The 14,321-nt window shown below is 72.3% G+C and carries 10 protein-coding genes and 2 pseudogenes; 7 read left to right on the top strand and 5 right to left on the bottom strand.

Features of this window, described 5'->3' with window-relative positions:
• Window positions 1–123 precede the first annotated feature (123 nt).
• On the bottom strand, window positions 124–2,442 hold the full coding sequence (locus tag QMQ26_RS09080) for a glycosyl hydrolase family 18 protein (protein WP_282205356.1): 2,319 nt from the start codon (window positions 2,440–2,442) through the stop codon (window positions 124–126).
• Window positions 2,443–2,748: 306 nt separating this feature from the next.
• On the opposite strand from QMQ26_RS09080, the gene QMQ26_RS09075 reads away from it, so the two are divergent.
• The 4 genes and pseudogenes from QMQ26_RS09075 to QMQ26_RS09060 all read left to right on the top strand — a co-directional run.
• A complete protein-coding gene (locus tag QMQ26_RS09075; RefSeq protein WP_100835655.1) occupies window positions 2,749–3,840 on the top strand; it encodes a Nickel transporter NicT in 1,092 nt (363 codons plus the stop codon).
• Window positions 3,841–4,122: 282 nt separating this feature from the next.
• Window positions 4,123–6,558: an endonuclease/exonuclease/phosphatase family protein gene (locus tag QMQ26_RS09070; RefSeq protein WP_282205355.1), complete on the top strand. Its 2,436-nt coding sequence runs from the start codon at window positions 4,123–4,125 to the stop codon at window positions 6,556–6,558.
• A gap of 139 nt (window positions 6,559–6,697) precedes the next feature.
• Window positions 6,698–8,356, top strand: coding sequence for an FAD-binding dehydrogenase (locus tag QMQ26_RS09065; protein WP_282205354.1), 1,659 nt, complete (start codon window positions 6,698–6,700; stop codon window positions 8,354–8,356).
• A 108-nt stretch (window positions 8,357–8,464) separates the two neighbouring features.
• Window positions 8,465–8,715 (top strand): annotated as a pseudogene (locus QMQ26_RS09060) (helix-turn-helix domain-containing protein); the annotation flags it as partial.
• A 193-nt stretch (window positions 8,716–8,908) separates the two neighbouring features.
• Here the strand turns inward: QMQ26_RS09060 and QMQ26_RS09055 are convergent.
• Window positions 8,909–9,541, bottom strand: a complete 633-nt coding sequence (locus tag QMQ26_RS09055) for a DUF6368 family protein (RefSeq protein WP_282205353.1) — start codon at window positions 9,539–9,541, stop codon at window positions 8,909–8,911.
• Window positions 9,542–9,646: 105 nt separating this feature from the next.
• A complete protein-coding gene (locus tag QMQ26_RS09050; protein WP_282205352.1) occupies window positions 9,647–10,147 on the bottom strand; it encodes a DinB family protein in 501 nt (166 codons plus the stop codon).
• Window positions 10,148–10,244: 97 nt separating this feature from the next.
• On the opposite strand from QMQ26_RS09050, the gene QMQ26_RS09045 reads away from it, so the two are divergent.
• The 3 genes and pseudogenes from QMQ26_RS09045 to QMQ26_RS09035 all read left to right on the top strand — a co-directional run bounded on the left by QMQ26_RS09045 (window position 10,245) and on the right by QMQ26_RS09035 (window position 13,268).
• Window positions 10,245–11,009, top strand: coding sequence for an aminotransferase class IV (locus QMQ26_RS09045; RefSeq protein ID WP_282206474.1), 765 nt, complete (start codon window positions 10,245–10,247; stop codon window positions 11,007–11,009).
• Window positions 11,010–11,225: 216 nt separating this feature from the next.
• Window positions 11,226–12,847: pseudogene (locus QMQ26_RS09040) on the top strand (purple acid phosphatase family protein).
• An 88-nt stretch (window positions 12,848–12,935) separates the two neighbouring features.
• Window positions 12,936–13,268 (top strand): YnfA family protein, encoded by a 333-nt coding sequence (locus QMQ26_RS09035; RefSeq protein ID WP_100835650.1) that lies wholly within the window; start codon window positions 12,936–12,938, stop codon window positions 13,266–13,268.
• 15 nt (window positions 13,269–13,283) lie between these two features.
• On the opposite strand, the gene QMQ26_RS09030 is transcribed toward QMQ26_RS09035, so the two are convergent.
• Both QMQ26_RS09030 and QMQ26_RS09025 read right to left on the bottom strand, forming a co-directional pair.
• The gene (locus QMQ26_RS09030) at window positions 13,284–13,808 is read right to left on the bottom strand and encodes a hypothetical protein (protein ID WP_282205351.1); all 525 of its coding nucleotides are present in this window, start codon (window positions 13,806–13,808) and stop codon (window positions 13,284–13,286) included.
• Window positions 13,809–14,021: 213 nt separating this feature from the next.
• Window positions 14,022–14,285, bottom strand: coding sequence for a hypothetical protein (locus QMQ26_RS09025; RefSeq protein WP_282205350.1), 264 nt, complete (start codon window positions 14,283–14,285; stop codon window positions 14,022–14,024).
• Window positions 14,286–14,321 lie beyond the last annotated feature (36 nt).

Below are 14,321 nucleotides of genomic sequence, written 5' to 3'. Positions count from 1 at the left end.
CTCCCAGCCGGGGCCCGGCCGCCGCGGTCCGGGCCCCGGACGGGAGCGCCCGGACGGCGACGGCCCGCCGCACCCATGGGGAAGGTGCGGCGGGCCGTCGGTCCGTGGCGGGCCGGTGCGGCGTCAGCCCAGGCTGGTGGAGAGGGTGTTCAGCAGGGTGGAGTTGTTGTCGTCGTTCTCCAGGGCGAAGGCGAACATGCCGCCCAGGCCCTTGCTCTTGGCGTACGCGGCGCGGGCCTGGATGGCCTTCGGGTCGTCGCCGGTCCAGAAGTTGGTGCCGTCGTAGACCCAGGTGCTCTCGGTCACCGGGTCCCAGTGGGTGTTCTGGGCGGTGAGGGTGAGCTCGCGCCAGCTGGCCAGGCCGGCCTCCTGGCTGCCGGGCTTGGCCGGGGTGGCGCCGGTGGCGTTCTGGTAGAGGCCGTAGTTCGAGCCGGCCTGGACGCCGGTCCAGCCGCGGAAGTAGAACGGGATGCCGAGGATGATCTTGTTGGCCGGGAAGCCGCCCTTGATCCCGTACTCGGGCAGGCCGGTGGTGTACGCGGCCAGCGTGGTGTCCACGTTGTACTTGGCGGTGCCGGGGGCGATCGGCGTGGTCGGGTCGGCCGGGCTGTCGTGCAGCGGGTCCTGGAGGTTGGTCGGACCGGTGGCGTCCCACGAGCCGTGCATGTCGTACGTCATGATGTCGGCGTAGTCCAGGTACGCGCCGATCCTGTCGGTCTCCAGGTACTGGATCTTGTCCTGGCCGGACGGCAGGGCCGCGGTGAGCAGGAACTTCTTGCCGACGGTCTGCCCGTAGGCGTCGAGCTGGCTGCGGAACTCGGCGAGCAGCGCGGTGAAGTTCTGCTTGTCGGCCGCGGAGTAGTGGTTGCCGGTGTGGCCGCCGGCCGAGCCCGGGTACTCCCAGTCGATGTCGATGCCGTCGAAGATGCCCGCGCCGGTGGCCGCGCCGCCGGCGGCGTCACCCGCGACGTTGGCCGGCAGGTTGCCCTTGAGGAACATGTCGATGCAGGAGGAGACCAGCTTCTTGCGCGAGGCGTCGGTGGCCGCCGCGTCGGAGAAGTACTTGGAGTAGGTCCAGCCGCCCAGCGAGAGGGTGATCCGCAGGTTCGGGTTCTTCGCCTTGAGCTGGCGCAGCTGGTTGAAGTTGCCCTTCAGCGGCTGCTCCCACTCGTCGGTGGAGCCGTCGACCGAGATGGCGCCCGAGTAGTCCATCTGGTAGTCGGCGTACGCGTCGGCCGCGCCGTCGCCCGCGTTCGGGTTGTTCTCGTTCGCGGCGTCCGAGGCCTTGACCGCCTCGAAGCAGTTGAGGTTGGTCGGGTGGATGTTCTCGAACGCGTAGGAGATCACGTCCAGCTTGGCGGCGGCGCCCGAGGTGTCCACGTTCTTCGGGTAGTAGGCGGCGTCGTAGACCGACCACTGGTCGAAGTAGGCCGACTTGAGCGGCTTGGCGGCGGGCGCGGCGGCGGTGGTGGCGTTCACCGCGGCGGACTGCTGGGAGGCGTGCCCCGCCTTGTCGTACGCCTGGACGGTGAAGGTGTACGCGGTGTTCGGCAGCAGCGAGGAGACCGCGACGTTCGTGCCCATCGAGGTGCCGACCAGCTGGCCCTTCGACCAGACCTTGTAGCCGACGTAGTTGTCGGTCGAGTCGGTCGAGGCGTTCCACTTCAGCACCACCGCGTTGGAGGTGGTCCTGGTGACCGTCACCCCGCCCGGCACGGTGATCTTGCCGTCGCCGGTCGGGCCGTTGCCGGTGCCGGTGCTGGAGCTCGCGGACGGCGACGGGGAGGCGGAGGTGGACGGGCTGGGCGAGGTGGAGCCCGAGGGGCTCGTGCTCGGGCTCGGCGAGGCGCTCCGCGAGGGGCTGGCGGAGGCGGAGGCGCTCGGGGTGGTGGTGCCGCCGCCCGGGCCGGTCAGCACCAGGTCGTCCGCCTGGTAGGCGCCGGCGCCGTACCAGCCGTGGGTGAACACCGTCACCGAGGTGGTGGCCGCGCCGGTGGTGAAGGTGGTGCTCAGCTGGGTGTAGGCGGTGGCGCCCGGCGTCCAGGTGGAGGCGTTCACGCCGGTGCCGGTGGCGCCCAGGTACACGTAGCTGCCCTTGAGGAAGCCGGAGAGGGTGTACTTGGTGCTCGGCTGGACGGTGACGGTCTGCTGGCACTGGCCGGTGTCCGCGGCGGTGGCGTTGCCGCTCAGCGCGTAGGACCCGCCGTGCACGGGGGTGGTGACCACCGAGCCGCCGGTGCAGGACCAGCCGCTCAGCGTGCCGGACTCGAAGTCGCCGTTGGCGAGCAGGTTGACGGTGGCCGCCGAGGCGGAGCCGAGCGAGAGCGCGAGGGCGGTGGAGCCGACCGTCAGCGCGGCGGCCACCACGAGGGCGCCGGCGCGACGGCGGGAGAGGGCCCGGCGCGGGGTCGGCTCGGGGGTGGGCGTGGCCCGTTCAAGCATGGAGGAACCTCCGGAGAAGTGGGGTTGTCCGGTAGGTGCGGCGGCCGTGGGGACCAGGTGGGAGCCTGCGCGCCCCGGGGTGAGCGCGTCACCTAGATTGGACTGGACCATTCGTCCGGGTCAAGGATTTCGGCCCACGAACCGTCAGGAACCTTTCCGAACAGTCCTTCCGGGGGCCTCCAGCCCGTTCCGCGCCCGGCGTGCGCCCCCGGCTCGCAGTTGCACATGACTTGCAATTGCATGCATATAAGCGGAAAGATAGCCCGGCTCACCGCCCTCGCGGCACCCTGTTCGGAAGGAAGACCCATGGCAGCGCCCAGCCGTCTGCGCGACCGGCTCACCCGGGAGGAGTGGATCAGGCTGGCCGGCATGGCCGGGTTCATCCTGCTCCTGCACGTGGTGGGGTGGGTGACCCTGCTCGCGGTGATCGCCCCCAGGCACTACGACGTCGGCGGCCAGGTGTTCGGGGCCGGGATGGGCCTGACGGCCTACACGCTCGGCATGCGGCACGCCTTCGACGCCGACCACATCGCCGCGATCGACAACACCACCCGCAAACTGATGGGCCAGGGCAAGCGCCCGCTCTCGGTGGGCTTCTGGTTCTCGCTGGGCCACTCGTCGATCGTGTTCGGACTCTGCGCGCTGCTGGCCTTCGGCATCCGGGCGCTGGCGGGGCAGGTGGAGTCGGACGACTCGACGCTGCACGACGCGACCGGGCTGATCGGCGTCACGGTCTCCGGCACCTTCCTGGTGCTGATCGGCCTGATCAACCTGGGCGCGTTCAACGGCATCCTCAAGGTGTTCCGGCGGATGCGCCAGGGCCACTTCGACGAGGCCGAGCTGGAGCGGCAGCTGGACAGGCGCGGCTTCCTGAACCGCATCCTGGGCCGGGTCACCCGGGCGGTCACCAAGTCGTGGCACATGTACCCGGTGGGGCTGCTGTTCGGCCTGGGCTTCGACACCGCCACCGAGGTCTCGCTGCTGGTGCTCGCGGGCGGCGCCGCCGCGTTCTCGCTGCCCTGGTACGCGCTGCTGGTGCTGCCGATCCTGTTCGCGGCGGGCATGAGCCTGCTGGACACCATCGACGGCTCGTTCATGAACTTCGCCTACGAGTGGGCGTTCTCCAAGCCGGTCCGGAAGATCTACTACAACCTGACGGTGACCGGCCTGTCGGTGGTCGTGGCGCTGGTGATCGGCCTGATCGAGCTGATCGGCCTGCTCGCCGAGAAGCTGGACATCACCGGCGGCCCGATCGGCTGGATCGGCGCGCTGGACCTCAACCTGGTGGGCTACGTGATCGTCGGCCTGTTCGTGGTGACCTGGGCCGGGGCGCTGGCGTTCTGGAAGTTCGGCCGGGTCGAGCAGAAGTGGGGCGCCGGGCTGCGCGGGGAGGCGTAGCCGCGGACCGTTCGTACCGGAGGGGTGCCCGGGCGGGCGCCCCTTCGGCGTTCCCGGGGCGGGGAGGTCGTCGCAGGTCGGGAAGTGTTCACGTCGGTGCCCTTGTCGGGTCAACTTCTACGCGCGTATCTTCGGGAACCGGATCTACGCGAGTAGCCCGCCAGGAGCCGGCCGGAACCCGGACCGGCCCCCGGCAGCACGCCTTCTGACGGACCCTCACGACCACCCGGAGCGCCCCGCCGCGCCCGGGCCATGGCCTTGCCACGAAGGAGCCCCGCAACGGTGCCCAGCCCCACTCCCGCCCGCCGTTCCCGCCGCACGCTGCTGCGCGCCACCGCGACGGCCGCGGTCGCCGCCTCCCTGCTGGCCGTCCCGCTGCCGGGCGCGTTCGCCGCGCCGTCCACCGGCGCGGTGATCGCCGAGGTCTACGGCGGCGGCGGCAACTCCGGCGCGACGCTGAAGAACGACTTCATCGAGCTGGCCAACCCGTCCGGCGCGGCCTTCGGCCTGACCGGCTACAGCGTGCAGTACCTGCCCGGCAGCCCGAGCGCCTCCAGCCAGTGGGGCGTCACCGCGCTGAGCGGGTCGGTCGCCCCCGGCGGCCGCTACCTGGTCGCCGAGGGCGCGGGCGCCGGCGGCACCGCCGACCTGCCGGCCGCCGACGCGAGCGGCAACCTGGCGCTGTCCGCCACCGCCGGCACCGTCGCGCTGGTCAACGGCACCGCCGCGCTGAGCTGCAAGACCGCCGCCGACTGCGCCGCCGACCCGCGGATCGTCGACCTGGTGGGCTTCGGCACCGCCGTGGTCCGCGAGGGCAGCCCGGTCACCGGGGCGTCCAACACCGCCTCGGTGGCGCGCGGCGCCGCGCTCGCCGACACCGACGACAACGCCAAGGACCTCACGGCCGGCGACCCGACGCCCACCAACTCCAAGGGCGAGACCACCGGCGGCGGCCCCACCACCCCGCCGACCACCCCGCCCGGCACCCCCGGCGACCTGCGCGTCCACGACATCCAGGGCACCACCCGGGTCTCGCCGAAGAACGGCCAGACCGTCACCAACGTGCCCGGCGTCGTCACCGGCGTGCGCGCCTACGGCACCAAGGGCTTCTGGATCCAGGACCCGAACCCGGACGCGGACCCGGCCACCAGCGAGGGCGTGTTCGTCTACACCGGCTCGGCCGCCCCGACCGTCAAGGTCGGCGACTCGGTGCTGGTCACCGGCAAGGTCAGCGAGTACTACCCGAACAGCTCGGGCGGCTCCCAGTCGGTCACCGAGCTGACCGGCCCGACCACCGCCGTGCTCTCCTCCGGCAACCCGGTGCCCGCGCCCGTCGTGCTGAACGGTGCCGACATCCCGGCCGCCTACGCCCCCGACGCGGCCGGCGGCTCGATCGACGGCCTGCCGCTGGACCCGGCGAAGTACGCCCTCGACCTGTACGAGTCGCTGGAGGGCATGAACGTCCAGGTCGCCGACGTGCCGGTGGTGCAGGCCACCGACACGTACAACGAGCTGTGGGTGGACGCCCTCGCCACCGACCCGCGCACCGCCCGCGGCGGCGTGGTCTACCTCGGCTACGACCAGCCGAACAACGGCCGGATCATGATCCAGTCGCTGCCGCCGCTGACCGAGGTGCCCTTCCCGGTCGCCAACGTCGGCGACCGGCTGACCGGCGCCACCACCGGCCCGCTCGACTACAACCAGTTCGGCGGCTACACCATCGCCGCCAACACCCTGGGCGCGGTCGAGGACAACGGGCTCAAGCCCGAGGTCGCCCAGCAGGGCAAGAAGAACGAACTGACCATCGGCACCTACAACGTCGAGAACCTCGACCCGAGCGACGGCCCGGCGAAGTTCGCCCAGCTCGCCAAGGGCATCGTCACCAACCTGGCCTCGCCCGACATCGTCGCCCTCGAGGAGATCCAGGACGACAACGGCGCGGTCAACGACGGCACCGTGGACGCCTCCACCACGGTCAGGACCTTCATCGACGCGATTAAGGCGGCCGGCGGCCCGGCCTACGACTGGCGCTCGATCGACCCGGTCGACGGCCAGGACGGCGGCGAGCCCGGCGGCAACATCCGCCAGGTGTTCCTGTTCAACCCGGAGCGGGTCTCCTTCACCGACATCCCCGGCGGCTCCTCCACCACCGCCGTCGACGTCACCGGCAAGAAGAACAAGACCCGCCTCACCGCCTCGCCCGGCCGGATCGACCCCGGCAACGAGGCGTGGACCTCCAGCCGCAAGCCGCTGGTCGGGCAGTTCGAGTTCAAGGGCAAGCCGGTCTTCGTGATCGCCAACCACTTCAACAGCAAGGGCGGCGACCAGGGCATCGACAGCCGCTTCCAGGCCCCCACCCGCTCCTCCGAGGTGCAGCGGGTCAAGCAGGCCACCGTCGAGCAGGCGTTCGTCGCCAAGCTGCTCAAGGCCGACCCCAAGGCCCGGATCGTCTCGCTCGGCGACTTCAACGACTACCAGTTCTCGCCCGCGCTGCAGACCCTGACCAAGGACGGCGTGCTGCGCGACCTGGTCAACGAGCTGCCCGCGAACGAGCGCTACTCGTACGTCTACCAGGGCAACTCGCAGGTGCTCGACCACATCCTGGTCAGCCCCGCGCTCAAGCCCAAGAAGACCCACTACGACGTGGTGCACATCAACAGCGAGTTCGCCGCCCAGGCCTCCGACCACGACCCGCAGGTGGTCCGGATCAAGCCCTGACGGCCCCCGGCCCGGCAGCCCCCGCCCGTCCCGGCGGGGCTGCCGCGTTCCCGGAAGTTACCGGTGGGTTGACCGCGGGGCCCGCAGGCCGGAGGATCATGGCATGGCCCCCCGCGCCAGGTCTGGAAGGACGCCCCGCATGGCCCACGACGCCGACGTCATCGTGATCGGAGCGGGCCTCGCCGGCCTGGCCGCCACCGCCGAACTCGCCGACGCCGGACGGAAGGTGCTGCTGCTCGACCAGGAGCCGGCCGGCTCGCTCGGCGGACAGGCGCACTGGTCGTTCGGCGGCCTGTTCCTGGTCGACTCGCCCGAGCAGCGCCGGATGCGGATCAAGGACTCCCACGACCTCGCCTGGCAGGACTGGCTCGGCACCGCCGGGTTCGACCGCGCGGAGGACGCCTGGCCGCGCCGCTGGGCCGAGGCGTACGTCGACTTCGCGGCCGGCGAGAAGCGCGCCTGGCTGCACGCCCAGGGCCTGCGGCTGTTCCCGGTGGTCGGCTGGGCCGAGCGCGGCGGACTGCTGGCCTCCGGCCCCGGCAACTCCGTCCCGCGCTTCCACATCACCTGGGGCACCGGCCCCGGCATCGTCGAGCCCTTCGCCCGCCGGGTCCGCGAGGCCGTGAAGGCCGGGCGGGTCCAGCTCCGGTTCCGGCACCGGGTCACCGGCCTGGCGGCGAGCGGCGGCACGCTCGACACCGTCACCGGCGAGCTGCTCGCGCCGTCCGCCGTGCCGCGCGGCGAGGCCAGCTCCCGCGAGGTCGCCGGACACTTCGAACTGCGCGCCCAGGCCGTGGTCGTGGCCTCCGGCGGCATCGGCGGCAACCACGACAAGGTCCGCGCCGCCTGGCCCGAACGGCTCGGCACCCCGCCCGCCAAGCTGCTCTCCGGCGTCCCCGCGCACGTCGACGGCCTGATGCTGGACGTCGCGGGCGCCGCGGGCGGCCACCTGATCAACGGCGACCGGATGTGGCACTACACCGAGGGCATCGAGAACTGGAACCCGATCTGGGCCAAGCACGGCATCCGCATCCTCCCCGGCCCGTCCTCGCTCTGGCTGGACGCCACCGGAAAGCGCCTTCCCGTTCCGCTGTTCCCCGGCTTCGACACCCTCGGCACCCTCGAACACATCATGCGCACCGGCCACCAGCACACCTGGTTCGTGCTCACCCAGAAGATCATCGAGAAGGAGTTCGCGCTCTCCGGCTCCGAGCAGAACCCCGACCTGACCGGCCGCTCGATCCGCCAGGTGCTCGGCCGCGCCCTGCCCGGCGCCACCGGCCCGGTCGAGGCGTTCAAGCAGCACGGCCCGGACTTCGTGGTCGCCGACACCCTGGAGGAACTCGTCCGCGGCATGAACGAGCGCCAGGGCGACGCCCCCGCCATCGACGGCGCCGAACTGCGCCGCGAGATCGAGGCCCGCGACCGCGAGATCGCCAACCCGTTCAGCAAGGACCTCCAGGTCACCGCGGTCCACGGGGCCCGCCGCTACCTCGGCGACAAGCTGATCCGCACCGCGAGCCCGCACCGGCTGCTCGACCCCAAGGCCGGCCCGCTGATCGCCGTCCGGCTCAACATCCTCACCCGCAAGTCCCTCGGCGGCCTCCAGACCGACCTCGACTCCCGCGTCCTGCGCGCCGACGGCACCGTCCTGGACGGCCTCTACGCGGCCGGCGAGGCGGCCGGCTTCGGCGGCGGCGGCATCCACGGCTACCGCTCCCTGGAGGGCACCTTCCTGGGCGGCTGCCTCTTCTCCGGCCGCGCCGCCGGCCGGGCGGCGGCGAAGGCCACCGCCTGAGCCGCCGAAGCGGGTCTGGTGCTGCGACCGCACGGGTTCACCGGGTCGGCGCCGGCGGGCCCTCAGCCGGTCGGATGTCCCGAGACGTTCAGCTCGGCGGGAGACCCGGTGGCAGAACCGTCCAGGGTTGGCAGACTCACCGACCAGGAGGGCAGCAGTCACAGCGGATCGTGCGTCGGGGCAGCACGAACACGGTGCGCCACCGGCGGGCGATGATGCTGCCGGCCTCGGTCGGTGGCAACCGCGTCCCGGCCATCGCCCAGCTCGTACAGGCGGACGAGGAAACGGTGCGGGATGCGATCCACCGGTTCAACGAGATCGGCCCGGCCTGCTCGGACCCTCGATGGGCGGGAGGCCGTGCACCGGTATCCGCGCCGGCGAAACACCAGCGCCCGCTACCCCGATGTTCTCGCGGCCCAGCGCAAGGAACGCGCGCGCACCCGCAGCGAGAAGGGCCTGCGCTGGGGCGGCCGACCCGCTCTCGCCACGTGATCGGGCAACCTGGCGAACGCTGCCGGGCACAGCATCACTCCCGCCGCGGCTCCTCCCGCGCTACTTGAGCAGCCGGAAGCCGGGTTGCCCGACCCAGGCCCGCAGGAACTCCGCCGTACCCAGCACCGTCCACTCGTCGTCCGTGATACCCAGCACCCCCGGGAGGCCGGCGACGACCGCCGCCTGTCCGTCCAGCAGCTCGGCCTTGGCGACACCGCCGATGACGTCCATGACGGCGGCGGTCAGTAGTGCTGTGGCCACGTGGTCGATCCCACCGTTGCAGCAGGCGCTGACGTTGACGGCATGGGTCGGCCTGAAGCCGAGGACGGCCTCCACCTCGGGCTCGTCCTCGTGCTCGGCCTCGAAGATGCCCTCGTCACCGGCATCCGGCCCCATCAGGTAGACCAGGAAGGGCCGACGCCAGTCCTCGCGCTGCGGATTGAAGCCCACCAGAGCCGCGAGCTCCCCATCCACGGAGGTGCCGCGAAGAAGGGGAAGCGGAAACGGCTTTCGCCGGTCCTCTTCTCGCCCGTCCTCGACACCCAGTCGCTCAGCGGGCACGTTGACGTCGAAGAACCCGGGTCGCTTCTCCTCGAGGTGGGAGGAGAGCCCCGCCATCAACGCGCGGAACTCCTGCAGTGCAGCCGGGGAGACAGGCTCCGCCAACTCGATCACCAGCGTCGGACCAGACATGCCGGAAGCCTAGTGTTCTGACCTGATCCGCCACCGCTCAATTCCTCCGCACCGCCTCATGCGGAGCACCGTCGCTCTGGCCCCGCGAACCTTCCCGGTCACCGCCTACCGGCCGGTCGTGCCGTCGATCTGCTCGCGCAGGATGTCGGCGTGGCCCGCGTGGCGGGTGGTCTCGCCCGTCATGTGGGCCAGCACCCAGCGCAGCGAGCGCGGCTCCCCGTCCACCGCCGTGGCGGTCGGCCGGGCGGGGTCGGCGACGGCGCGGACGATCGCGTCGCTGTCCGCGCACGCCTGCCGGTAGGCGGCCAGTATCCGGTCGGCGGGCACGTCGTCCGGGACGGCCATGGCGAAGTCCACGTCCCCGTACTCCGCCAGGCCCGCGACGTGGTGGCCGAACCAGTACCGCTCGCCGTCCGTCAGGTGCCGCACCAGCCCCAGCAGGTTCGTCCCGGTCGGCACCAGGACGCGGCGCAGCTGCTCCTCCGTCAGGTCCTCGGTCTTCTTGAGCACGCACTCCCGGGCGAAGGCCAGGAAGGCGAGCGCGGTGTCGAGCTCACCGCCGTCGGCGCGGGGGACGGGGCGGCGCTGCGTTTCGAAGGCTGTCATGTCCGGGAACCTAGCCGGGCCCGGCCCCCGGACGCACCGGGGTTTCGGGGACGGCCCGCCGATCACCGAGAATGGGGGCGTGAACGCAGGAGCCGCGGTGGCGGAGTTGGACGGGCGGCCGGTGACGGCGGCACAGTTGCAGGTGCTGGCGCTGACGAACTACGGGCACTTCACCACGATGCTGGTGGAGGACGGCCGGGTGCGCGGCCTCGACCTGCACCTGGAGCGGCTGGAGCGGGACTGCGCGGCGCTGTTCGGGGTGCGGCCGGACCGGGAGCGGGTGCGGGGGTTCGCCCGGCGGGCGGTGCCCGCGGCGGGGGCGGTGGCGGTGCGGGTGACGGTGTTCGACCCGGCGATCGACCTGGGCAGCATCGGCGGGAAGGCCGAGCCGCGGGTGCTGGTGACGGCCCGTCCGGCGGGCAGCGGGGTGCCGGGGCCGATCCGGGTGCGGACGGCCCGCTTCGAGCGGGAGCTGCCGGAGGTGAAGAGCGTGGCGCTGTTTGGGGCGCTGCGCCAGCGCCGGCTGGCCCAGCAGGCCGGGTTCGACGACGCGCTGTTCGTGGACCGGGACGGCGGCGTCACCGAGGGCGGTACGTGGAACGTCGGCTTCCTGCGCGGCGGCGAGCCGCTGTGGCCGCGCGGCGCGTACCTGGCCGGGACGGCGATGGCGCTGCTGCGCGGGGCGTGCGGCGGCGCCGAGGAGCGGGTCGGGCCGGAACTGGCGGGCGTGGACGCGGTGTTCGCGACCAACGCGGCGGTCGGGGTGCGCCCGGTGGCGGCGGTGGACGGGCGGGCCTTCGACACCGCGGGGGTGGCGCGGCTGCGCGAGGCGTACCTGGCGGTGCCGGGGGAGCGGCTGTAGGGACCGCTCCCGGGGGCCGCTCCCGGGGACTGCTCCCAGGGACCGGATGGGGGAGCCGTTGTAGGGGCCGGACACGGCGAGCGGGTGGCGGGGAGCGGTCGCACCACCGGCTTTACCCGCGCATGGCCGGATCATGTGCCGTACCAGACCGGCCTGTTGACGCTCGTTCACCGGCCGTCCGGGCGGCGGCCACCGGCCGCTGACAGTCTCCCGCGCATGGATATCCCCCACATGGGCGTGCCCGCCGAGCTCGCCGCACGCATGAGCATGGCGGAGCAGCACGAGTACCTGCGCAGCAAGCTCTCCCGCCGCACCCTGCTGCGCTCCGGCGCGGTCACGGCCGGCGCGCTGGCCGTCGGCGGGGCGCTGGGCTCCGGTACGGCGTTCGCCGACCCGTCCGTGACGTCCGGCTCCGCGACCGGCGGGATGAACGGTTCGCTGGTCGCGCCGGTCGGCCGCCACCTGCAGTTCGGCACCGACGCCGGCACCCAGATGCGGGTGTCCTGGCAGGTGCCGGCGGCGGTGCGCAAGCCGTTCCTGCGCTTCGGCCGCCACCCCTGGGAGCTGAGCCACAAGATCGAGGCCGAGGTGCGCGCGCTGCACACCCCGGCGCTGGTCGACGGCGCCACCCCGGTCGACCAGTACTACCTGCACGTGGCACTGGACCACCTCCAGCCGGGCACCACCTACTACTACGGCGTCGGCCACGAGGGCTTCGACCCGGCCTCGCACCAGGCGATCTCCACCCTGAAGACCTTCACCACCGCGCCGTCCCGCAACGGCCGCCGGGGCCGCCCGTTCGAGCCGTTCACCTTCACCGCCTTCGGCGACCAGGGCGTCTCCGCGCACGCGGCCGGCAACGACAACGTGATCCTGGCGCAGAACCCGGTGTTCCACCTGCACGCCGGCGACATCTGCTACGCCGACCCGGCCGGCCAGGGCCTGGACAGCGACAGGTCCGCGTACGACGCCCGGACCTGGGACGCCTTCCTGGCGCAGACCGAGCCGGTGTCCGCGAAGATCCCGTGGATGGTCTCCTACGGCAACCACGACATGGAGGCGTGGTACTCGCACAACGGGTACGGCGGCGAGGACGCCCGCTTCACCCTGCCGACCGACGGCCCGGACCCGCGCAAGGCCCCCGGCGTCTACTCCTTCACCTACGGCAACGTCGGCGTGATCTCGCTGGACGCCAACGACGTCTCGTACGAGATCCCGGCCAACTTCGGCTACACCAACGGCCGGCAGACCCAGTGGCTGGAGCGCAGGCTGCGCGAGCTGCGGGCCGACGAGACGGTCGACTTCGTGGTGGTCTTCTTCCACCACTGCGCCTTCTCCACCACCCACCAGCACGCCTCCGAGGGCGGGGTCCGGGACGCCTGGGTGCCGCTGTTCGAGAAGTACCGGGTGGACCTGGTCGTCAACGGCCACAACCACGTGTACGAGCGCACCGACGCGATCCTCGGCAACAAGGTCGCCAAGGCGGTGCCGAGCGGCGCGACGCTCGACCCGACCAAGGACGGCGTGGTCTACGTGACCGCGGGCGCGGCCGGGCGCAGCCTGTACTCCTTCGACGCCCCCGACAGCTACGAGGGCCACGAGAACCACCAGGACGAGGTGGTCACCTACCACTTCGAGAAGGGCGCGGTGCACGTCCCGAGACAGTGCACTGGTCGCGGGTCCGCTACACCGGCTACTCCTTCGTCAAGGTGGACGTCACCCCGGCCCACCCCGGCGCGAACAGCACCATGAAGGTGACCGCGCTGGCCGAGGACGGCACCCGGATCGACCACTACTCGATCGTCCGCCGCGCGGGCCGCGGCGAGCACGGCCACTGAACCCGGCCGGACGGCGCCCGCCCCGGACCAGGTGCTGCCCGGTCCGGGGCGGGCACCGTCTAGGGCGGGCGCCGTCTAGGGTGGGGCGGTGAGCACCGCCCGTTCGATCCTGCTGTTCGCGCTGGCCGCCGTCCTGGAGATCGGCGGCTGCTGGCTGGTCTGGCAGTCCGTCCGCGAGTCCCGCCCGTGGTGGCTGGCCGGGCTCGGCGTGGTCGCCCTCGGGCTGTACGGCTTCACCGCCGCCCTCCAACCGGACGCCGACTTCGGCCGGGTGTTGGCCGCGTACGGCGGCGTCTTCGTGGCCGGCTCCCTGCTGTGGGGCGTGGTCCTGGACGGCTTCCGCCCCACCCGCTGGGACGTGGCCGGCGCCCTGGTCTGCCTGGCCGGCGTCGGCCTGATCATGTACGGGCCGCGCCGCTGAGCCGGTCCGGTCGGGTCAGGACGCGACCCAGCGCCAGCCGTTCTTGTCCACGCAGACGATGACCCGGCCGGAGGCGTCGGTGCCCGACACCCCGTGGTCGGACGCCCGGCAGAACTGGCCCGCCTGGTAGCAGTTGCCCGCGTTGGACAGCGGGTGGCAGCCCGCCGCCTGCTGGGTGTGCGTCGGCTCGGCCGCCGGCGGCTTGCTGGTGGTCCGGGCCGCGGCGGGCTTGGTGGTGGCGGGCGCGGGGTGGCCGCCTTCGGCGCCGCGGTGGTCGCCGCGACACTCGGCTCGGGCGTCGGGGTGGGCGTCGGCGTCGGCGTCGGGCTCGGCGTGGGGCTGGGCGTGGGGGTCGGCGTCGGCGTGGGTGTCGGCGTGGGGCTGGAACCGGCCGCGGGCGCGCTGCTGCTGTGCGAAGCGACGGGCGCGGGCGTGACCTGGTCGGTCGGCTCGCAGGCGGTGGCGAACAGCGCGGCGGCCAGCAGCGCGCCCGCGGCGGAGGCCCGGCGCAGGCGGAGGGAGAGGGACAACTCGGCTCATCTCGGGGGAACGGCTCTGGACGAACCGCCATCCTTCCGAGTGTGTGCAACCAGTGGAGTTGGGGTGACGGTTTCGTTACCGATCGGCAATCGGAACGCCGCGCAGCACCCCTCTGGTGCGGGCGACCGGTCCCGGCCCCGGCACAACGAAACGTCCGACCGACCCACCGGAAAGGACCGGCGGGTCGGTCGGACGTCACTTCACTCGCTGCGTTCAGTCCTCTTCGGAATCGAATCCGTACCGCTTCGCGAGTTCCTCGTCCAGCCTCTCCAGGACCTCGTCACCCACCTCGGGAGTGATCCATCCGTGCGAGGCCATGTGGTCCAGGAAATCGGCGGGGAGTTCGACGTGGTAGGTCTCCACGTAGTAGGCGAGCTCGCTCGGCCACATCCACGAGCCGTCCGTCAGGTTCGCGCACTGGCAGATGTTCCTGGCCTGGTCGTTCAGCAGGTCGTCCACCCAGCCGGGAGAGGCCATGAGGACCGTCCCCGCTTCAGGTAGCCCACCGCCATC

Origin of the sequence: Kitasatospora fiedleri (genome assembly GCF_948472415.1) — a bacterium.
GTDB lineage: Bacteria > Actinomycetota > Actinomycetes > Streptomycetales > Streptomycetaceae > Kitasatospora > Kitasatospora fiedleri.
This window is presented reverse-complemented; position numbering and strand designations above follow the sequence as displayed.

What these genes read in the sequence shown, in the direction of transcription:
- QMQ26_RS09080 (WP_282205356.1), bottom strand. Translation starts at nt 2,442, where the DNA reads ATGCTTGAACGGGCCACGCCCACCCCCGAGCCGACCCCGCGCCGGGCC.
- QMQ26_RS09075 (WP_100835655.1), top strand. Translation starts at nt 2,749, where the DNA reads ATGGCAGCGCCCAGCCGTCTGCGCGACCGGCTCACCCGGGAGGAGTGG.
- QMQ26_RS09065 (WP_282205354.1), top strand. Translation starts at nt 6,698, where the DNA reads ATGGCCCACGACGCCGACGTCATCGTGATCGGAGCGGGCCTCGCCGGC.
- QMQ26_RS09055 (WP_282205353.1), bottom strand. Translation starts at nt 9,541, where the DNA reads ATGTCTGGTCCGACGCTGGTGATCGAGTTGGCGGAGCCTGTCTCCCCG.
- QMQ26_RS09050 (WP_282205352.1), bottom strand. Translation starts at nt 10,147, where the DNA reads ATGACAGCCTTCGAAACGCAGCGCCGCCCCGTCCCCCGCGCCGACGGC.
- QMQ26_RS09030 (WP_282205351.1), bottom strand. Translation starts at nt 13,808, where the DNA reads ATGAGCCGAGTTGTCCCTCTCCCTCCGCCTGCGCCGGGCCTCCGCCGC.
- QMQ26_RS09025 (WP_282205350.1), bottom strand. Translation starts at nt 14,285, where the DNA reads ATGGCCTCTCCCGGCTGGGTGGACGACCTGCTGAACGACCAGGCCAGG.